This window comes from Plantactinospora sp. B5E13 (assembly GCF_039871775.1).
GTDB lineage: Bacteria > Actinomycetota > Actinomycetes > Mycobacteriales > Micromonosporaceae > Plantactinospora.
Window position 1 is genome coordinate 116,795 of sequence record NZ_JBDPLT010000006.1, and the last position, 22,245, is coordinate 139,039.

Here is a 22,245-nt window from a genome sequence, read left to right on the forward strand (position 1 = left end):
CCCCGGTCCCGGTCAGTAGCCCAGCTCGGTACGGCCCTGGCCGACCCCGAACTGCTGCCCGTCCTGCTGGCCGACACCGAGCGCGACGACCTTGTGCACCTCCTTGCCGGAGTCCGCGTTGGTGAGCACCACAAAACCGGTGCCGCTGCGCACCCGCCCCAGCATCATCGCGCGGTAGCCGACCGACTCGCCGACGTGTCCGAACTCGACTTCCCGTCCGGTGTCGTCGACCGAGGTGCCGAGCCCGTAGAGCGCGTCCCGGTGGATCGCGGTGAGCAGTTGCTCGGCGTACGGCCGGGGCAGCAGCTCCCCCTCCCCGAGGTACGCCCGGCGGACCGCGACCAGCAGCCGGGCCAGGTCCGGCGCGGTGGCCCAGAGCCCGGTCGAGGCGAGCACCGGCTTGACCCGCCAGCCGCCCGGCACCGGAGCGCCCCGCTCGTCGTGTCCGACCGCCACCGGCCGGCCCGACGTCTCCGGGAACGCCTGGTCGAAGCTGGTGCCGTCCATGCCGAGCGGGGCGAACACCAGCTCCCGCATCAGTTCGGCGAACGGCTGCCCGGTCAGGTCGGTCAGCAGCTGCTCCAGCACCCAGTAGTGGCCGTTGCTCTTGCGGAACCGCTCGCCCGGCGGCAGCTCACCCCGGACCTGCGGGGTGGTCGCCGGCGGCCGGCCGGCGAGCAGGTCGAGCAGGCTCGGCCCCGGTTCGCCGCGCAGCTGCCCGCTGTTGCGGACCACGGTCAGCCCGGCCACGTGACTGAGCAGCTGGCGTACGGTCACCGGGCCGGGGGCGTCCAGCCGCCAGCTGGTCAGGTAGCGGTTGACGTCGGTGTCCAGGTCCAGCCGGCCGGCGGCGGCGAGCCGGAGCGCGCCGACCGCGCAGACGTGCTTGCTGATCGACCCGACCTGGAACAGGGTGTCCGCGGTGACCGGGACGTCACCGCCGGCGGTCAGGCTGCCATAGCCGTCCGCCGAGACCAGTTCGCCGTTGCGGACCAGCGCCACCGCCGCGCCCGGCACCGCGTACTCGTCGAGGGCGGCCCGGACCGCCTCGCCGGAGATCACCGGCCCGCTCGGCACCGCCGCCTTCGGCACCGCGTGCCCGATCAGGTCGGTGAGCGCCTCGATGGTCCGCTCGGCGACCCGCCGGATGGTGGCCTCGTCGTACCGCCGTCCCGGGTAGGTCCAGTGCACGGTCAGCATGTGGTCGTGCACCCCGGCGGTGACCTGCAGCGGGTGGGTTCGGGGCCGGTCCGGGTCCTGGGCGCTGACCAGCCGACGGGCGGGCAGGGTGAACCGAGGCGCGCTCGGTCGTCCGCCGTCCGGGCCGGCCGGGCCGGTCTGGCTGCCCACCGACCGGTGCCCGGTGTAGTTGACCAGGATCCGCGGCTCGGGCAGCTCGGCCAGGGCCGCCGCCAGTTCGTTGTCCGAGCTGAGGTGCCGGAGCAGGCCGTAGCCGAGACCCCGGTCCGGGACCGCGCGCAGCTGGTCGCGGACGGCACGCAGCGCGGCCTCCGGATCGCCCGCCGGTAGCCAGAGCGAGACCGGGTAGAGGCTGGTGAACCAGCCGACGGTCCGGGACAGGTCCACGTCCGGGAAGATCTCCTCCCGGCCGTGCCCCTCCAGGTCGAGCAGCACCCGGTTGCCGCCGGTCCAGCCGGCCACCGCGGTGGCCAGCGCGGTGTGGAAGACCTCCTCGGCGCGGACCTGCCCGGCCGCCGGCACCTGGTGGGTGAGCGCGGCGGTCAGGTGCCGGGGCAGGGTGACCGTGACGGTGCGGGCGTCGGCGGCGTGGTCGGTCTCCTCCGGACGGTCCACCGGCAGCGCCGCCGCCGGCATCCGGTTCAGCCAGTACGGCGCCTGCGCGGCCAACTCGTTCCCCGCGGCGTGTTCGACGAGCCGACGGGCCCAGTGCTGGACCGAGGTGCTCTTGGCCGGCAGCGGTTCCCCGGCGTACGCGGTGTTCAGGTCGGCGACCAGGATCTGCCACGAGACGATGTCCACCGCCAGGTGGTGCACGGCGAGCAGCAACTGGTCGCCACCGGCGTTTCCGCCGCGCAGCAGGGTGGCCCGGACCAGGCGTCCGGCCGCGATGTCGTGTCCCTCGGCGGCCCGACCGACCGTCTCCCGGACCACCGTCTCCCGCTCCGCCTCCGGCAGCTGCCCGAGGTCGACGACGGTCAGCAGGTCGGCCGGGACCTCGGCGCCGATCGTCGCCACCCCGTCGCGGATCCGCAGCCGCAGCGCGTCGTGGTGGGCGACCAGCGTGTCCAGCGCCCCGGCGAGCCGGTTCACGTCGGCCGCCGGCCGTACGTCGAGCAGGCCCGCCTGGGCATACCGGTCGGGGTCGCCGGGCAGGGCGAGGAACCGTCGCTGGATCGGGGTCAGCGGCACCTCACCGGTGACCTGTCCCTGTTCGGTCACCGCCTCGACCGCCGGGGTGGTGTCGGCCGCCACCGCGGCGGCCAGCTCGGCGACGGTCTCGTGCTGGTACATCTGGGCCACCGCGAGCGGCAGTCCGGCCTGCCGGGCGGCGGCCAGCACCTGGATCATCAGGATGGAGTGGCCACCCAGTTCGAAGAACCTGTCGTGCACGCTGACCTCGGGCAGGCCGAGCACCCGGGCCCAGATCCCGGCCAGGGTCCGCTCGGTCTCGGTGCGCGGTCCGACGAACTCCCGGGCGGCCGGTGCGCCGGCGTCCCCGGGGTCGGGCAGGGCCCGCCGGTCCAGTTTGCCGTTCGCGGTCAGCGGGATCTGCTCCAGCGGCACGTACGCCACCGGCACCATGTAGTCCGGCAGTCGGGTGGCGCAGTGCTCGGCGAGCACCCCGGCGTTCAGGTCCCCACCGTCCCCGGCCGGTACGCAGTAGGCGACGAGCTGCCGGTCCCCGGTCGGGGCGTCGTCCCGGACCACGTCGCGGGCCACCACGACCGCGTCCCGGACCGCCGGGTGGTCGAGCAGCACCGCCTGGATCTCCCCCAGCTCGATCCGGTAACCCCGGATCTTGACCTGGTCGTCGAGCCGGCCGAGGAAGTCGACCGCACCGTCCGGCAGGGTCCGGACCAGGTCGCCGGTGCGGTAGAGGCGACCGCCGGGCGGCCCGAACGGGTCGGGCAGGAACCGCTCGGCGGTCAGCCCGGGCTGGTCGGCGTAACCCCTGGTGACGCCGGTGCCGCCGACGTACAGCTCGCCGGGGACCCCGACCGGGACCGGCTGCAGCCAGCGGTCCAGCACGTACATGGTCATGCCGGGCAGCGGACGGCCGATCGGCACCACGTCACCCTCGGGCGCCCCGGTGACCGGGTGGACACAGGTGCCCACCGACGCCTCGGTCGGGCCGTACTCGTTGATCAGCGGGGTGTCCGCGTCCAGTGCACGCCACCGGTCCAGGGTCGCCCGGGTGAACGCCTCGCCGGCCACCACCAGCGCGCCGGCCAGCCCGGACGCCTGCGCGGCGGTGAGTTGGTGGGAGAGCAGGTCCAGGTGGCCGGGGGTCAGCTTGACGAAGCTGAACGGCCCGGCGTCGGCCAGCCAGTCGCCGAGCCGGTCCAGCTCGACGTCGGCCGGCATCAGGTGCACCGGCTGGCCGGTGACCAGCGGGGCGTAGAGGTTCGGCACCGGCAGGTCGAAGGCGATCGAGGAGAACAGCGGCGCGCCCCGGTCACCCCGGGAGGCGAGTTCGGCGGCGGCCCACTGGACGTGGTTGGTCAGACCCCGGTGCGGCACCTGGACACCCTTGGGCCGACCGGTGGAACCGGAGGTGTAGATGACGTACGCCAGACCGTCGAGGTCGGTCGGGACGTCGGGCGGACTCGCCGGGCGGGCCGCCACCGCCGCCGCGTCCCGGTCGACGAGCACCTGCGCGACGGTGAACCGGTCGGCGTACGCCTGCTGGGTGACCACCAGCCGGGCGCCGGCGTTGGCCAGCATGTGGCGCAGCCGCTCGGTCGGGTGGGAGGCGTCGAGCGGCACGTACGCCCCGCCGGCCTTCCAGATTCCGAGCAGGGCGGCGACCAGGTCCGGTCCCCGGTCGAGCAGGACGCCGACCGTCGACTCCGGACCGACGCCGAGCGCCCGCAGGTGCTGGGCGTACCGGTTGGCCAGCGTGTCGAGTTCCCGGTAGCTCAGCCGCGCCGCGCCGCAGCGGACCGCGAGGGCGTCCGGGGTGGCCGCGGCCCGCTCCGCGACAAGCTGGTGCACGGCCTGCCGGACCGGCGCCGGGTCGGTCCGGTTCGCGGTGACCAGCAGCCGGTCCCGTTCGCCGGGCGGCAGGTGGCTGGTCCGGGCGTCGCCGTCGACGTCGGCTGCCATCGCCTCCAGCACCGCCCGGTAGATCCCGGCGAGCCGTTCGGCGTGCTCCGGCCGGAGCGCCCGGCGGTTGGTGGTGAGGATCAGGCCACCGTCCGCCGCCGCCACCGCGAGCGGGAACTCGCTGGCGCCGTCGCCGAGCCCGTTCTCGACGTCGATCAGGTCGGTGTCGACCGCCTCGAAGTCCTCCTGGTAGGAGAAACGGACGTCGACCAGGCGTCGTCCGTCGCCGAACTCGCGCTGGATCACCGGCATCGGGAAGCGTCGGTGCGGCCAGCAGGCGGTCTCGTGGGTGTAGACGTCGCGCACCAGGTTCCGCCAGGTGGCGGCGGTGCCGTCGTAGCCGAACGGCAGGCTGTTGAGGTACATGCCGTAGACCCGGTCCGCGCCGACCACCTCGGGACGGGCGCTGTAGACCAGGCCGGTGAAGAACCGACGCTCGTCGGTGAGCTGGCTGAGCGCCTTGAGGTGGGCGGCGAGCAGCACGCTCTTCAGGGACGCCCCGGCCGCGGCGGCCAGGGCCCGCAGCTCGCGGTCCAGGTCGCCCCAGACCACGGTGACCGAGTAGCCGTCGCTGACCCGGCCGGCCGGGTCAGCCCAGGCCGCGGGCAGGGCGAACGGGGCGTACCGCTCGACGATGCCGCGCCAGTGGTCCCGGTCGGCCGCCGAGTCGATCGACCGGAGTTCGGCGGCGACGAAGTCGGCGTAGCGCACCGCCGGTCGCTCGACCGGCGCGGGGGCCAGGCCGTCGCGGATCCGCTGGTACGCGTCGAGCAGCTCGACCAGCATCGCCCGGTGGCTCCAGCCCTCGGTGATCGGGTGGCACACCGTCACGGTCAGCCACCACGACCCGTCACTCTCGACGTGGGCGGCCAGTCGCAGCAGCGGGGCGTCGCCGACGGCGAACGGGGTGGCCTGCTCCCGATCGGTGAAGTCGCGGACCGCCTGCTCCCGCCCGGTCGGCGGAAGGTCCCGCAGGTCCCGGACGGTCAGCGGGATCGTCGCGTCGGCGTGCACGAGCTGCATCGGCACCGCGTACGTCTCCAGGTCGAACGAGGTACGCAGCAGTTCGTGCCGGTCGGCGACCAGGTCGGCGGCGGCCCGCAGCGCGGCGGCGGAGAACGGCCGCCCGTCGCGGAGCCGGAACGAGTTGACCGTGTGGTAGGGGTTCAGTTCGGCGTCGCCGAGCATCTCCACCAGCATGCCGAGCTGCACCTGGGAGAGCGGGTACGCGTCGACCACCCCGACCGGCAGTCTGGCCCGGTCGGCGGCGGAGATCAGGTCGAACGGCGCCACGGCCCGCTCGACCCGCGCCTCCTCCCGGCCGGCCAGCGCCTCGACGAGCCGGGCGACGGTGCGCGCCTCCAGCACGTCCCGTACGCCGGCCGGGAAACCGGCCTCGCGCAGGGCGCCGACCAGGGCGACCGCCCGGATCGAGTGCCCGCCGAGGTCGAAGAAGCTGTCGTGCACCCCGACCCGCTCGACCCCGAGCACGTCCCGCCAGATCGCCGCGACCCGCTCCTCCACCTCGGTACGCGGCGCCACGTAGACCTCACCTGTCGGCAGCGCACCCTGGTCCGGCGCCGGCAGCGCCCGCTTGTCCAGCTTGCCGTTCACCGTCAGCGGGAACCGGTCCAGCGCGACGAACGCGGCCGGCACCATGTACTCGGGCAGTGCGGTGCGGCAGTGTTCGGCCAGCTCGGCGCTGCTCAGCGGCGGGTCGGCCGGCTGGTTGGCGCTGTGGGCCGGGTGATCGGTCGGGCTGTCGGCCGGCTGGTCCGGGCCGGAGTTCGTCAAGGTCCTGGCCGCGGGGGTGGTGGCGGGCAGGTAGTAGCCCACCAGGGTGTCGTCGCGGAGGAGGACGACGGCGTCCCGGACCCCCGGATGCCCCGCCAACACCGCCCCGATCTCCCCCAACTCCACCCGATAACCACGAATCTTCACCTGATCATCCGCACGCCCCAAAAACTCCAACCCACCATCGCGCCGCCACCGCGCCACATCCCCCGACCGATACAACCGCCCCCCACCACCAAACGGATCCGGCACAAACCGCTCCGCCGTCAACCCCGCACGATTCAAATAACCCCGAGCAACACCCCCACCACCCACAAAAATCTCACCCGGAACCCCCACCGGCACCGGATAACCCCACCCATCCAACAAAAACACCGACAAATCATCCAACGGCACACCCACACGATTCGGAGCCCCCAGAACAAAATCCTCCTCCGACAACTCATAAAACGTCGAATGCACCGTCGTCTCAGTAATCCCATACATATTCACCAACCGAGGCCGACCAAGCCCGAACCGCTCCACCCACGGCACCAGCTCACCAACCTCCAACCGCTCACCCGCAAACACCACCACCCGCAGACACAAACCATCCAAACGCCGATCACCATCAGCCGCCAACCCCACCAACGACCGAAACGCCGACGGCGTCTGATTCAACACCGTCACCCGATGCTCCACCAACAAATCCACAAACTCATCCGGAGCCCGCGCCACCGACCCCGGCACCACCACCAACCGACCCCCATGCAACAACGCACCCCACAACTCCCACACCGACACATCAAACGCATACGAATGAAACAACGGCCACACATCATCCGCCGAAAAACCGTAATACCTGTCCGCCACCGCAAACAACCTCACCACATTCGCATGCGACAGACACACACCCTTCGGCCGACCCGTCGAACCCGACGTATAAATCACATAAATCAAATCATCCGGCCCACCCGACACCCCAGGATCCGACACCGGCAAACCCGCCAACGACTCATCCCGATCCACCACCAACAACGGACCAGACCACACCCCACCCAACACAGACACCAACAACGACGACGACACCACCACCGACACACCCGCATCAGCCACCATGAAACCCAAACGCTCCACAGGCTGCGCAGGATCCAACGGCAGATAACCCGCCCCCGCCTTCAACACACCCAACAACACCGGAACCAGATCAACACCCCGCTCCAAACACACCCCCACCACCGACTCACGACCCACACCAACCCCACGCAACCAATGAGCAACCCGATTCGCCCGCTCATTCACCTCCCCATACGACAACTCCACACCACCCGCCACCACCGCCACCGCACCCGGCGACCGCACCACCTGAGCCTCGAACAACTCATGCACCCGAGCCGTGACCGGAACATCCGGCAGCACGGCCGGGGCGAGCACCAGGGCGCGCTCCTCCGGGGGCAGGCAGGTGGCCCGGGCGTCGCCGTCGACGTCGGCGGCCATCGCGGCCAGCACCGCCCGGTACATCGCGGCCAGCCGCTCGGCGTGCTCGGGGGCGACCACGCGGGTGTCCACGGCGAGGCCGACGTGTCCCACCCGGACCGACACCGCGAGCGGGAACTCGGTCGGGCTGTCGTCGATGCTGGCCAGGTAGTCGACGAGGTCCCGGTCGACCTGGTCGAAGTCGAGGTAGATGAACATGGTGTCGAGCAGCCGGTCGCCGTCGCCGAGGTCCTGCTGGATCGCCGGCATCGGGTACTGCCGGTGCCGCCACATCTCGGTCTCCCGGGCGAACACGTCGGCGACCAGGCGGCGCCAGCTGCCGGCACCCCGGTCGAAGCCGATCGGCAGGGTGTTGAGGTACATGCCGTAGACCCGGTCCGCGCCGGCGACCTCGGGCCGGCCGTGCAGCACCACCCCGGTGAAGAAGCTCTCCGCGTCGGTGAGCTGGCTGAGCACCTTGAGGTGGGCGGCGAGCAGCACGCTCTTCAGCGAGGCCCGCGCCGCGCTGGCGAGCGCCCGCAGGTTGTCCTCCAGGTCGTGGAACGGCACCGCGGTCCGGTACACCGTGCGCGGGCTGCCCGACGCGGCACCCCATCCCTCGGGCAGGGTGAACTTGGCCCGGCCGGCCACCATGCCGTGCCAGAACTCCCGGTCCTCGGTCGAGGCGAGGGAGCGCAGCTCGGCGGCGATGAAGTCGGCGTAGCGCAGGTCGGGCAGCTCGACCGGCTCCGGGGTGCGCCCCTGCCGCAGCGCCCGGTACGTGTCGAGCAGCTCCATCAGCAGCGAGTGGTGGCTCCAGCCCTCGATGATCGGGTGGCACTCGGTGACCGTCAGCCACCAGGTCTTGTCGTCGACCACGTGCGCGTACAGCCGCAGCAGGGGGGCGCGGCCGAGGTCGAAGAGGGTGGCCCGTTCCCGGGCGGTGAACTCGCGCAGGGCCGCCTCCACCGCCACCTCGTCGAGGCCGCGCAGCTCCCGTACGCCGAACGGCATCTCGGCGGATCCGTGCACCACCTGCATCGGCACCGCGTACGTCGCCAGGTCGATCGAGGTCCGCAGCACCTCGTGCCGGGCGACCGTCGCCGCGATCGCCTGGCGCAGTTCGGCGCCGGAGAACGGCTGTTCGTCGCGGATCCGGAACGAGGTCACGTTGTGGTACGCGTGGGTCTCGGTGTCGGCCAGCATCTCGACGACCATGCCGGCCTGGACCCGGGACAGCGGGTACGCGTCGACCGCCCCGGCCGGCAGCTTGGCCCGGTCGGCCGCCGAGATCAGGTCGAACGGCGCGACCCGGGTCTCCGCCTGGGCGGCCGGGGCGTCCCGTCCGACCAGCACCTCGGTCAGCTCACCGACCGACCGGTACGCGAAGACGTCCCGGACGCTGGCGTCGTAGCCGGCCTCGCGCAGGGCGCCGACCAGGGCGACCGCCCGGATCGAGTGCCCGCCGAGGTCGAAGAAGCTGTCGTGCACCCCGACCCGCTCGACCCCGAGCACGTCCCGCCAGATCGCCGCGACCCGCTCCTCCACCTCGGTACGCGGCGCCACGTAGACCTCACCTGTCGGCAGCGCACCCTGGTCCGGCGCCGGCAGCGCCCGCTTGTCCAGCTTGCCGTTCACCGTCAGCGGGAACCGGTCCAGCGCGACGAACGCGGCCGGCACCATGTACTCGGGCAGTGCGGTGCGGCAGTGTTCGGCCAGCTCGGCGCTGCTCAGCGGCGGGTCGGCCGGCTGGTTGGCGCTGTGGGCCGGGTGATCGGTCGGGCTGTCGGCCGGCTGGTCCGGGCCGGAGTTCGTCAAGGTCCTGGCCGCGGGGGTGGTGGCGGGCAGGTAGTAGCCCACCAGGGTGTCGTCGCGGAGGAGGACGACGGCGTCCCGGACCCCCGGATGCCCCGCCAACACCGCCCCGATCTCCCCCAACTCCACCCGATAACCACGAATCTTCACCTGATCATCCGCACGCCCCAAAAACTCCAACCCACCATCGCGCCGCCACCGCGCCACATCCCCCGACCGATACAACCGCCCCCCACCACCAAACGGATCCGGCACAAACCGCTCCGCCGTCAACCCCGCACGATTCAAATAACCCCGAGCAACACCCCCACCACCCACAAAAATCTCACCCGGAACCCCCACCGGCACCGGATAACCCCACCCATCCAACAAAAACACCGACAAATCATCCAACGGCACACCCACACGATTCGGAGCCCCCAGAACAAAATCCTCCTCCGACAACTCATAAAACGTCGAATGCACCGTCGTCTCAGTAATCCCATACATATTCACCAACCGAGGCCGACCAAGCCCGAACCGCTCCACCCACGGCACCAGCTCACCAACCTCCAACCGCTCACCCGCAAACACCACCACCCGCAGACACAAACCATCCAAACGCCGATCACCATCAGCCGCCAACCCCACCAACGACCGAAACGCCGACGGCGTCTGATTCAACACCGTCACCCGATGCTCCACCAACAAATCCACAAACTCATCCGGAGCCCGCGCCACCGACCCCGGCACCACCACCAACCGACCCCCATGCAACAACGCACCCCACAACTCCCACACCGACACATCAAACGCATACGAATGAAACAACGGCCACACATCATCCGCCGAAAAACCGTAATACCTGTCCGCCACCGCAAACAACCTCACCACATTCGCATGCGACAGACACACACCCTTCGGCCGACCCGTCGAACCCGACGTATAAATCACATAAATCAAATCATCCGGCCCACCCGACACCCCAGGATCCGACACCGGCAAACCCGCCAACGACTCATCCCGATCCACCACCAACAACGGACCAGACCACACCCCACCCAACACAGACACCAACAACGACGACGACACCACCACCGACACACCCGCATCAGCCACCATGAAACCCAAACGCTCCACAGGCTGCGCAGGATCCAACGGCAGATAACCCGCCCCCGCCTTCAACACACCCAACAACACCGGAACCAGATCAACACCCCGCTCCAAACACACCCCCACCACCGACTCACGACCCACACCAACCCCACGCAACCAATGAGCAACCCGATTCGCCCGCTCATTCACCTCCCCATACGACAACTCCACACCACCCGCCACCACCGCCACCGCACCCGGCGACCGCACCACCTGAGCCTCGAACAACTCATGCACCCGAGCCGTGACGGGTACGGTGCGGACCGGCGGCCGGGTCAGCAGGGCGAGTTCCTCCGCGTCCAGCAGCGCCAGCGCGGAAACCGGTGTCTCCGGACGCTCCGCCACCCCGGCGAGCAGCCGCGTCAGATGCCCGGCCAGCCGGGAGACGGTCGCCGGGTCGAACAGCGCGGTCGCGTACTCGAGGTGGCCGCGCAGCGCTCCGCCGGGCAGCTCGTCGAAGAGCGCGGTGAGGTCGAACCGGGACACGGTCGAGGCCGCCGACAGCGGCTCCACCGCCAGACCCGACAGCTCGAACGCCTGCGTCCGGGCCTCCTGCACGGTCAGCGCGACCTGGAAGAGCGGCGTCCGGGACATGTCCCGCTCCGGCTGCAGCTCGTCCACCAGCCGGGCGAACGGCACCTCCTGGTGGTCGAACGCGCCGAGCACCGCCTCCCGGGTCCGGCCGAGCAGTTCGACGAAGGTCGGGTCACCGGACCACGCGGTCCGGACCACCAGGCTGTTGATCCCGTACCCGACCAGGTCCCGCAGCTCGGGGCGGGACCGGCCGGAGACCATGGTGCCGACCGGCACGTCGGTCTGCCCGGTGTACCGGGACAGCAGCGCCTGGAACGCGGTCATCAGCACCATGAACAGGGTGGCGTCGTGCCGGGACGCCAGTTCGCGCAGCCGTCCGGCGAGACTCTCGGGCAGGTCGAACGAGTGCACCGCGCCACGCCAGTCCCGAACCGCCGGGCGGGGTCGGTCGGCCGGCACCTCCAGCGGGGTCAGCCCGGACAGCCGGGTACGCCAGTAGTCGAGGTGCCGGTCGTCCCGGGCCCGTTCCCAGGCGGCGTAGTCGGCGTACTGGATGGGCAGCGGCGGCAGCGACCCGCCGGCGTACAGCTGGGCCAGTTCCCGACCGATGACCCCCAGCGACCAGGCGTCGCAGGCGATGTGGTGGAAGACGAGGACCAGCACGTGGTCGTCGTCGGCCAGCCACAGCAGACCGGCCCGCACCGGCCACTGCACGGCCAGGTCGAACGGGGTACGGCAGTCCTCTTCGACGAGCCGGTACGCGGCCGCCTCCCGCTCCTCGACGGTGTCGCCCGGCACCTCGACCACGTCGAGGCGGACCGGCCGGACCTCGTCGACCACCTGGACCGGCGCCTCGTCGGCGCCCCGACCGGTGAGCGTGTACCGGGTGCGCAGGATCTCGTGCCGGGCCAGCAGTGCCTGCCAGGCCGCGCCGAGCCGGTCGACGTCGAGCGGACCCCGCAGTCGCAGCGCGAGCGGGACCAGGTACTCCGGGCTGTTCGTCTCCAGCCGGTTGAGGAACCACATCTGCTGCTGTCCGTACGACAGCGGCAGCGGACCCGACCGGTCCGCCCGGCCGATCGTCGACCGCCGGCCGCCGATGGACCGGCCGGCCAGCCGGGCCCGGAGCAGCTCCTCGCGGGCCGCCGCCAGTCCCGGGCCGCCCCCGGTACCACTCCCGCCGGTGGTGCCGTTCCCGGTGCCCGCGCCGGGCCCGCCGGCCGCGCCGTTCGACTCCGTCGCCGTGCGCACTGCGTCGATGTCCCCTGTGGTCATGCCTGCTTCCCCTCCTGCCGCGACGGGTGCTGCGCGGCCGACACCTCGGCGTCCGACAGCTCCGCGATCTGCGCTCTGATCAGCTCTTCGACCGCCGTGCCGAGCTGCGCCACAGTCGGCCGCTCGAACACCGTCCGCACGGTCAGTTCCACGTCGAACTCCTCCTGCAGCCAGGAGGCCAGCCGGACGGCGAGGATCGAGTCCCCGCCCCGGGCAAAGAAGTTGTCGTGCACACCCACCCCGGTGACCCGGAGCAGTTCCGTCCAGCCGGCGGCGATCCGCTCCTCCACCGGGTTGCGGGGTGGCACGTGGTCGGCGTCGGCGGCGACCGCCGCCCCGTCCGGGTCAGGCAGGGCCCGCCGGTCGAGCTTCCCGTTCACGGTCAGCGGGATCCGTTCCACCGCAACGAACGCCGCCGGCACCATGTAGTCCGGCAGTACGCCGGCGAGCCGCTCGCGCAGCCCGGTCAGGGTCGGCAGCTCGCCGTCAGGGACGAAGTAGCCGACCAGCCGGGTGTCGTCGGTGAGGACCACCACCGCCTCGCGGACCGCCGGATGCGCGACGAGCGCCGCCTCGATCTCGCCGAGCTCCACCCGGTAGCCCCGGATCTTCACCTGGTGGTCGGCCCGGCCGACGAAGTCCAGCGTGCCGTCCGGCCGACGTCGGGCCAGGTCACCGCTGCGGTACAGCCGGCCCGTTCCGACCGGGTCGGGGACCTCCGCCGGGTACGGGTCCGGGACGAACCGTTGCGCGGTCAGCTCCGGACGGTGCAGGTAGCCGCGGGCCACCCCGGCACCGCCGACGTGGATCTCGCCGGGGACGCCGACCGGCACCGGCCGGCCGGACTCGTCCAGCAGCACCACCCGCAGGTCGGGCAGCGGTACCCCGACCGGGCTGACCAGGGGCGTCTCCAGGTCTACCGGGGTGATCCGGTGGTAGGTGACGTGCACCGTGGTCTCGGTGATGCCGTACATGTTGACCAGCTCGGGTCGGTCCAGGCCGAACCGCCGCGCCCAGGGCAGCAGGTCGCCAACCTCCAGCCGCTCGCCGCCGAAGACCACCGTCCGCACCGCCAGCCGGTCCAGCCGGGGGTCGCCGTCGCGGGCCAGCCCGACCAGCGCCCGGAACGCCGACGGGGTCTGGTTCAGCACCGTCACCCGCTGCGCGACGAGCAGGTCGACGAAGGCGTCCGGGTCGCGGGTCACCTCCCGGGGGACCACCACCAGCCGACCGCCGTACAGCAGCGCACCCCACAGCTCCCAGACCGAGAAATCGAAGGCGTACGAGTGGAACAGCGTCCAGACGTCCCGGTCGTCGAAGTCGAACGCCGGCTCGGTGACGGTGAACAGGCGCAGCACGTTGGCGTGGCTGAGACAGACCCCCTTCGGCCGGCCGGTCGAACCCGAGGTGTAGATGACGTACACCAGGTTGTCCGGGGTGACCCCGGTCTGCGGGTCGTGCTCCGGGCAGCCGGCCAGCAGGTCGGCGTCCCGGTCCAGCAACACCAGCGTCTCCGGGGCCGCCCCGGCCAGCCGGTCCAACTGGTCGCCACGGCTCACCACCACCCGGGCCCCGGCGTCGCGGACCAGGTAGCCGGTCCGGTCAGCCGGCTGGGCCGGATCCAGCGGCAGGTAACCGGCGCCGGCCTTGAGCACCCCGAGCAGCGTCGGCACCAGGTCGGGTCCGCGTTCCAGGCAGACCCCGACCAGGCTCTCCGGGCCCACGCCGAGCGAGCGCAGATGGTGGGCGAGGCGGTTGGCCCGGGCGTTCAGTTCGGCGTACGTCAGCGACTCCCCGTCGGCGACCACCGCCACCGCGTCCGGGGTCCGCGCCGCCCGCGCCGCGAAGACCTCGTGCAGGCAGCGCTCCGGGGCGGCGGCCGGCCACACCGGCGGGGCGAGCAGCACCGCCCGCTCCGCAGCGGTCAACAGGTCCAGTTCGGTCAGCGGGGTGTCGGGGGCGGCGGTGACCCGGTCCAGCAGCCGGACGAAGTGGTCGGCGATCCGCTCCACCGTGGCGTGGTCGAACAGCGCCGCCGAGTACTCGAACGCCCCGGTCAGCGAGTCGTCCGGGTGCCGCTTCAGGTACAGCGCCAGGTCCGTCTTGGCGATCCGCCAGGAGGTGAGGAACGCGTCCAGGTCGCCGTCGGCGGTCCGGGCGGTGGTCAGGTCGTCGTCGTGCAGGTCGAAGGCGACCTGGTACAGCGGGGTCCGGGACAGGTCCCGCTCCGGCTGCAGCTCGTCGACCAACCGCTCGAACGGCGCCTCCTGGTGGGCGAAGGCCGACCGGGCGGTGTGGCGTACCCGGGCCAGCGCCTCGAGGTAGCTCGGCTCGCCGGCCAGCCGGCAGCGCAGGACCAGGTTGTTGAGGAAGAAGCCGACCACGTCGGCCACCTCCGGCCGGGTCCGTCCCGCCACCGGCGAGCCGACCGCGATGTCGTGCTGCCCGGTGTACCGGCGCAGCAGCGCGGCGAACGCGGTGAGCAGCGTGACGAACCGGGTCGCCCCGTGCGCGCGACCCAACTCGGTCAACGCCCTCGCCAACGGCGCCGGTACGGTGAACGACACAAAAGCGCCGGCCGGGTCGCGTCGGGGCGGCCGGGGCCGGTCGGTGGGCAGCTCCAGCGGCGCTATCCCGGCCAGTTCGGTACGCCAGTACGCCAACTCGTCGGCGAGGACCGGCCCGGTCAGCCGGGCGCGCTGCCAGGCGGCGAAATCGGGGTACTGCACCGGCAGGTCGGGCAGCGCCGGCGCCCGACCGGCACGCAGCGCGTCGACCACCTCCCGCAGCTCCCGTTCCAGAATCACCGCGGACCAGCCGTCGCAGGCGATGTGGTGGATGGTGACCAGCAGCGCCTGATCGGTGTCGGAGACCCGCGCCAGCAGGGCCCGCCACAGCGGCCCCTCGGCCAGGTCGAAACCGCGCCCGAACTGTCGACCGAACCACCCGGCCAGGTCCCCGCCGGTCGCGTCGACCACGGTCAGCTCGATCGGCGCCGGGTCGACCAGCACCTGACGCGGTTCACCGCCCTCGTCCGGGTACCGGGTGCGCAGCGCCTCGTGCCGGCCGCCGAGCACGTCCAGGGCGCGGCGGACCAGGTCCGGGTCCACCGTCGCGGGCAGCCGGACGAAGAGCGGGGTCACCCACTCCGGGCTGCCCGGTTGCAGACGGTCCAGGAACCACTGCCGGTGCTGGCCGAACGAGAGCGGCAACGCGCCGTCGCGGGACACCGGTACGACCGGCGGCCCGGCCGGCCCGGACCGGGTCAGCAGCAGCGCCTGGCGTTCCACCGTGGACGCGGTGAACAGTTCCGCCAACGGCAGCTCCACCCCGGTGCCGGCGCGCAGCCGGGCCAGCAGCCGGGTCAGCAGCAGCGACGTCCCGCCGAGCTGGAAGAAGTCGTCGTGCGCGCCGATCCGGTCCACGTCCAGCAACGCCGACCAGGCCGCCGCCACGGCCCGTTCGGCGTCGTCGCGGGGCGCCAGGTACGGCGGGCGGACGTCGGTGTCGCCGATCACCGGCGGGAGGGCGGCCCGGTCCACCTTGCCGCTGGTGGTGAGCGGGAACTCGGCCATCGGGACGAGAATCCCCGGGATCATCGCCTCCGGCAGCCGCTCCCGCAGGAAGCCGCGCAGTCCGTCCGGTACCTCGCCGAGCAGGTAGCCGACGAGCCGGTGGCCGCCGGAGGTGTCCGGCACGGCGGTGACCGCCGCACCCCGGACCGCCGGATGGCTGACCAGGGCCGCCTCCACCTCGCCCGGCTCGACCCGTACCCCGTTGACCTTGATCTGGTGGTCGCGCCGGCCGACGTACTCCACGGCGCCGTCGGCACGCCAGCGGACCAGGTCGCCGGTGCGGTAGAGCCGGGACCCCGGCGGCCCGTACGGGTCGGGCACAAAGCGTTCGGCGGTCAGGTCCGGCCGGCCGAGGTAGCCGTGCCCGAGGCCGACACCGCCGGCGTACAGCTCGCCGACCACCCCGATCGGGACGGGTTCACCGGCGTCGTCCAGCACCAGCACCCGCAGGTTGTCGATGGGGCGGCCGATCGGCACCGGCCCGGTCGCCTGTGCCGGGTCGAACTGGTACGCGGTCACGTCGATCGCGCACTCGGTCGGCCCGTACGTGTTCCACACCTCCGGCTTGACCCGCTCCAGCAGCCGTTGGCAGAGCTCGGCGTGCAGTGGTTCGCCGGCCGAGAAGAGCAGCCGCAGCGTCCGGCAGTCAGCCAGTGCCGGCTCCTGCACCAGCAGCCGCAGCACCGACGGCACCACCTGCAGGACGGTCACCTCGCCGTCGGCGGCGGCCCGGGCCAGCAGCGCCGGGTCCCGCTCGGCACCCGGCGGGGCCAGGACGACGGTGCCGCCGCTGACCAGCGGGGCGAAGATCTCCCAGCCCGCGGCGTCGAAGCTCATCGCGGTCTTGTGCAGTACCCGGTCGGCCGCGCCGAGCCCGTGCCGGCGGACCGTCCAGCCCACCCGGTTGGCGATGCCGGCATGGCTGATCAGCACCCCCTTGGGACGGCCGGTGGAACCGGAGGTGTAGATCGCGTAGGCGACGTCGTCACCGTGCGGCCCCGGTTGCACCGCCGGGGCATTCCCGGCCGCGTCGGCCACCGCCGGTCCGGTGCCCACCGGCACCGGCCGTACGATCCGTACCCCGTCGACCCCGGCCCCGTCGGTCACCAGCAGGGCGGCCCCGGTGTCGGCGAGCACCCAGGCGGCCCGCTCCGGTGGATGACCGGGGTCCAGCGGCACGTACGCCGCGCCCGCCCGCCAGATGCCGAGGAGCGTGGTCACCAGCTCGGCGCTGCGGGCGAGGCTGACGCCGACCAGGGCGCCCGGCCGGACCCCCTCGGCACGCAGCAGCCGCGCCACCCGATCGGCGCCCACGTCCACGTCGGCGTACGTCAGGTGGCGCGGACCGTCCACGACCGCCACGGCGTCCGGGGTGAGCCGTGCCTGGTGCGCGAACAGACGGGGAAGTGTGGCACCGGTCTGCATGGGCACAGCCTCGACGCGCCCGCTATACCGCCCCTATATCCCCGACCGACGGCCGGATCACTCCCGGGCGGCGACGAGCTGCACCGCCGGCCCCCGCAGCGTGTTCCGGACCGTGACCAGCGCGCCGAGCAGCACCAGCAGCGTGCTGGCGCCGAGCAGCACGCCGGCCAGCAGCCACGGCACCCGGACCGGGGTCGCCCCGACCAGACCGGACAGCGCGGCGAACAGTCCGGCCAGGTTGACCGCGGTGGCGGCGGCCGCCAGCACCAGACCGACCCCCACCACCAGCAGCGACTCGGCGGCGACGACCCGGAGCACCTGGCGCGGCGTGGCACCGGTCAGGCGCAGCACCGCGAACTCGCGGACCCGGCCGGCGGCCGCCATGATCATGGTGTTGACGATGGCAATCGCGCTGTAGAGGGCGGTGACCACCAGCATCACCGCGATACCGGCGGTGCTGCCCTGCGGTGTTCCGCCACCGCCCGCCCCGACGTAGCCGCTCCGGTCGGCGAGCCGGGCACCGAACTCGGCGGCGATCGTGGTGATCCGGGACCGCAGCTGCGCCGGGTCGCCGCCCTCCGTCGGCACCAACACCTCGTCGGCCAACCCACCGACGGCGTGGTTCGCCGCGAGATAGGCGTCCGGGGTGCCGATCCCGGTGGCGACCAGGGCCACCACCCGCAGCGTGCTGCGCCGGCCGTCCGGCAGCCAGAGGTCGACGGAGTCCCCGACCGGGATCTCCCAGTCGTCGGTCAACACCACCGTGCGGTCGGACAGCTCACCGAACGAGCCGTCGACCACGTCGAGTCGCACCGTCCGGGCCAACGCGGCGGGATCGACCGCGACCGCGTCGTAGTCGCGCAGGCTGCCACTGTCGAAGCCGTACACGGTCAGCGGCACCGGGGCGGCCGCCTCGACCCCGGTCGTCGCCGCGATCCGGTCGGCGACCACCGGGCTGATCCCCGGCGTACCGTCGGGAAGCAGCACCAGGTCGGTGGCGAGTTGGCGCTCCCGCTCGCTGGTCCGGGCCTCGTCGATGGTGTCGAGCGCGCCGAGCAGCGACACCGCCAGACCGACGGTGAGCAGCACCGGCGCGGCGGTGCCGGCGGTACGTCGGACCGCGGCCAGGGTGTTCTCCCGGGCCAACAGCCCGGTCGCGCCGGGCAGCCAGGCCAGCGGCAGGGTGACCAGTCGGGTGAACGGTGGGACGATCGCCGGGGCGAGCAGTGCCACCGCAGTCACCGTGAGGATCAGGATCCACAGGTAGATCACCGGTACCGTGGCGATCAACGGCTGGACCCGGGCGACGAAGACCATGCCACCGACAGCGCAGCCGAGCAGGGCCAGCCCCCAGATCCACCGTCCCCGGGTCATCGGCCGGTCGTCCACAGTCGCCTGACGCAGCGCCTCGACCGGCGCCACCCGGCCCGCCCGGCGGGACGCCGTCCACGCGGCGGTGAGTGCCACCCCCAGCCCGACGACCACCGAGAGGGCCAACGGCGCCGGCGTGGGCGCGGCCGAGAACCACTCCGGGGCGATGCCGTCGGCGATCAGCCGGTCCGCCAACGCCGGCCCGGCCAGCGCCCCGAGCAGGCAGCCGACGAGGGAGCCGGTCAGCCCGACCGCGCCGGCCTCCGCGAGCACCATCCGGCGCACCTGGGCCGGGGTCGCCCCGACGGTACGCAGCAGCGCGAACTCGCCCCGCCGCTGGGCGACCACGAAGGCGAACGTGGAGGCGACCACAAAGATCGCAACAAAGGCGGCGATCCCTCCAGAGACCCCCAGCAGGGTACGGGTGTTCAACAGCCGTTGCCGGTCCTCGGCGGCGGCCGGCTCGGCGGTCCACCGCTCAGCACCGGTGAGCACCTCCGCCTCCGGTCCCACCGCGCTCTCGACCGCGTCCGGGGCGCCGGTCGCGACGAGCGCGTCCACCGCCGGCGAGAGCCGCCGCGCCTCGGCGTCGGTGAAGAACACCGCCGACTCGAACGCCACCGGGCGGGTCAGCCCGGAGACGGTGTACTCCCGGGGACCGTCGGCGGTCAACACCCGTACCCGCTGGCCCACCGTGCCGGCGCCCTCCGGGACGGCCACCTCGCCGTCGGCGGCCGGCGGGCGACCGGCGGCGAGCTGGTACGGCGTGAACGCCGCCGTCGCCCACGGATGTCCGACCTGGTCGGCCGGGCCGTCGGCGAGCTGGGCGTAGAAGGTGCGGTCCTCGACGACCGGGCTCACCGCGGCGACCCGGGCGATCAGCTCCGCCGACAGCGGGGCCGGGTCGGCGCGGCGTACCGACTGCGGGCCGTCCCCATCCTCCTCGTCGTCACCGCCGTTGCTGGCGGCGTCGCCCGGCACGGTCAACTCCACCGGTCCCCGGACCACCACGGGCGCGGCCGCGAAACGCTGCGGTTCCCGCTGCGGCGCGGAGAGGGTGCCCGCCAGGACCAGCGCGATCGCCGAGATCATGCCGACACCGAGGGCGAGTGCGACGAAGGCGCCCAGCACGCTGGTCCAGGCGGCACGCAGCGTCGCCAACGCCAGCCCGATCACCGAGCCCCGCCTTCCGTTCGCGACCGCGGGGCTCGCAAAAACCGCTCACTCCTCGCGCTCACGGTGCCCACCGCTGTTCGCGACTGCGGGGCTCGCAAAAACCGCTCACTCCTCGCGCTCACGGTGCCCACCGCTGTTCGCGACTGCGGGGCTCGCAAAAACCGCTCACTCCTCGCGCTCACGGTGATCCCTCCCGATGTGGGACATCCGGGCAGCGACCGCGTCGGCGGTCGGCTGCTCCAGCTCGCCGGCGAGCCGACCGTCGGCGAGAAAGACGACCCGGTCGGCGTACGCGGCGGCGACCGGGTCGTGGGTCACCATGATCACGGTCTGGCCGTGTTGCCGGACCGTCTCGCTGAGCAGCCGCATCACGTCCTGGCCACTGGCGGTGTCCAACGCGCCGGTCGGCTCGTCGGCGAAAACCACCGCCGGACGGGTGATCAGCGCCCGGGCGATCGCCACCCGCTGCTGCTGGCCACCGGAGAGTTCGGCCGGCCGGTGTCCGGCCCGCCCGTCCAGCCCCACCGCGGCCAGTGCCTGCCGCACCTCGTCGCGACCAGGTCGGCGACCGGCGAGACGCAGCGGCAGCGCCACGTTCTGCGCCGCGGTCAGTGACGACACCAGGTTGAACGACTGGAACACGAACCCGATCAGCCGGCGTCGCAGCAGCGTCAACTTCGTCTCGTCCAGTCCGGTCAGGTCGGTGCCCCCGACCGTCACCCGGCCGGCGGTGGGCTGGACCAGCCCGGCCGCGCACTGCAGCAGGGTCGACTTGCCGGAACCTGACGGGCCCATCACAGCGGTGAAGCTCCCGGTGACGAAGGACCGGGTCACCCCGGCCAACGCCACCACCTCGCTCTCCCCGCGCCCGTACGTCTTGCGTACCTCGTCCAGCCGTACCGCGTCAGTCATCGACCCGACCTCTCTCACGAGTCCACCCCACCGGTGCCGAGCGCGAGCAGGGCACGCAGTTCGGCGGGATCGACCAGCGGTGTCCTGCTCACCAGGGTGTCCGGGTCGCCGGCCGCCACCTCGACAAACCGGGTGTACGCGGCGGCGAACCGTTCGACGGTCGGCGGCTCGAACAGGTTGGCGTCGTACTTGACCACGGCGGAGAGCCCACCGGTGCCGCTGGTCCGCAACTCGACCAGCACGTCGAACTGACCCTCCATCTGCGGCAGGTCGAGCAGGGCGAGGCGCAGGCCGGCATACTCGACCTCGGCGCCCTCGACCTCGCCGGGCGGGACCATCGGCAGTGGCGGGTCGAGCCGGTCCGCGGCCAGCAGGGTCACCGCCACGGTGAAGACCGGCGCGGACCGGGCCGGCCCGAGCAGCGCGGTGAGCGCCGGGTACGGGAAGCCGGCGTGCGCCATCGCCTGGGCGACCTCCCGGTACGCGGCCCGGGCGGTGGACGCGAAGGTCGCCTCCCGGTCGAAGTGGGCCCGCAGCACCGTCGAGTTGGCCAGGTAACCGACCACGTCCCGCAGCTCCCGGCGGAACCGGACGCTGACCGGGCAGCCGATCAGGAAGTCCGTCAGGCCGGTGTAGCGGTGCAGCACCGCCTGCAGGGCCCCGAGCAGCAGCGCGAACGGGGTCACCCCGCAGTCCCGGGCGGCGACCCGTACCCGGTCGGCGAGTGGGTCGGGAAACCAGACGGTGTGCGAGGCGCCCCGGAACACCGGTGTCGCCGGGCGGGGACGGTCGGCGGGGAGTTCGGCGGCCGGCACTCCGGCACAGAGGTCCCGCCAGTAGCGTTCCAGGACCGGTCGGCGGTCGGAGTCCAGCAGCGCACGTTCGGCGGCCACCGCCGCCTCGAAGCCGCCGCCGGGCAGTGGCGGGAGCGCGCCGTCGGATTCGTACGCCCGGAACAGGTCGCGGGCCAGCAGCCACTGTGACGTGGCGTCGCTGGCGATGTGGTGGGTGACCAGCACCAGCACCGCGTCGGCGGGCCCGTCCCGGAGCAGTACCGCCCGCAGCGGCACCTCCCGGTCCAGCCGGAACGGCTCCGCCGCCACCGTCCGGGCCGCGGTGGTGAACTCCTCGGCGGGGGTGGGCCGGACCACCAGCCGTACCCGGTCCGCCGGGCCGATCCGCCGGACCGGCGTTCCGGCCTGGTCCACGATGGTCGACCGGAGAACGTCGTGCCGCTCGGCGACGGCGGTCAGCGCGCGTTGGAGTCGGGGCGGATCGACGGCGGTCCGGATCCGCACCGCCAGGAGGACGTTGTAGGCCGCGCTCTCCGGCGCCATCCGGTACAGGAACCAGAGCGCCTCCTGACCCATCGACAGCCGCCGGTCACCGTCGCTGCTCATCCACTCCCCTTCGCCGGGCGGTCACGGGCCCGTCGGAGGGGCGACCGTGGTCATGCGGAACCACGCGCACG

At 72.6% G+C, this 22,245-nt stretch carries 5 protein-coding genes; all 5 read right to left on the reverse strand.

The genetic code is table 11. The features are described from left to right. Nucleotides 1-12 precede the first annotated feature (12 nt). Entirely contained in the window at nt 13-12,315 is a 12,303-nt protein-coding gene (locus tag ABGB05_RS08025; protein WP_347652553.1) for an amino acid adenylation domain-containing protein, read from the reverse strand. Further along, nucleotides 12,312-17,315 (reverse strand): amino acid adenylation domain-containing protein, encoded by a 5,004-nt coding sequence (locus ABGB05_RS08030; protein WP_347652554.1) that lies wholly within the window; start codon nt 17,313-17,315, stop codon nt 12,312-12,314. The genes ABGB05_RS08025 and ABGB05_RS08030 overlap by 4 nt, the downstream gene beginning before the upstream one ends. Nucleotides 17,316-17,372: 57 nt before the next feature. Then, nucleotides 17,373-19,862: an FtsX-like permease family protein gene (locus ABGB05_RS08035; RefSeq protein ID WP_347652555.1), complete on the reverse strand. Its 2,490-nt coding sequence runs from the start codon at nt 19,860-19,862 to the stop codon at nt 17,373-17,375. A 165-nt stretch (nt 19,863-20,027) separates the two neighbouring features. Further along, a complete protein-coding gene (locus ABGB05_RS08040) occupies nt 20,028-20,774 on the reverse strand; it encodes an ABC transporter ATP-binding protein (RefSeq protein WP_347652556.1) in 747 nt (248 codons plus the stop codon). Nucleotides 20,775-20,788: 14 nt separating this feature from the next. Further along, on the reverse strand, nt 20,789-22,174 hold the full coding sequence (locus ABGB05_RS08045) for a condensation domain-containing protein (protein WP_347652557.1): 1,386 nt from the start codon (nt 22,172-22,174) through the stop codon (nt 20,789-20,791). Between the last annotated feature and the right edge of the window lie 71 nt (nt 22,175-22,245).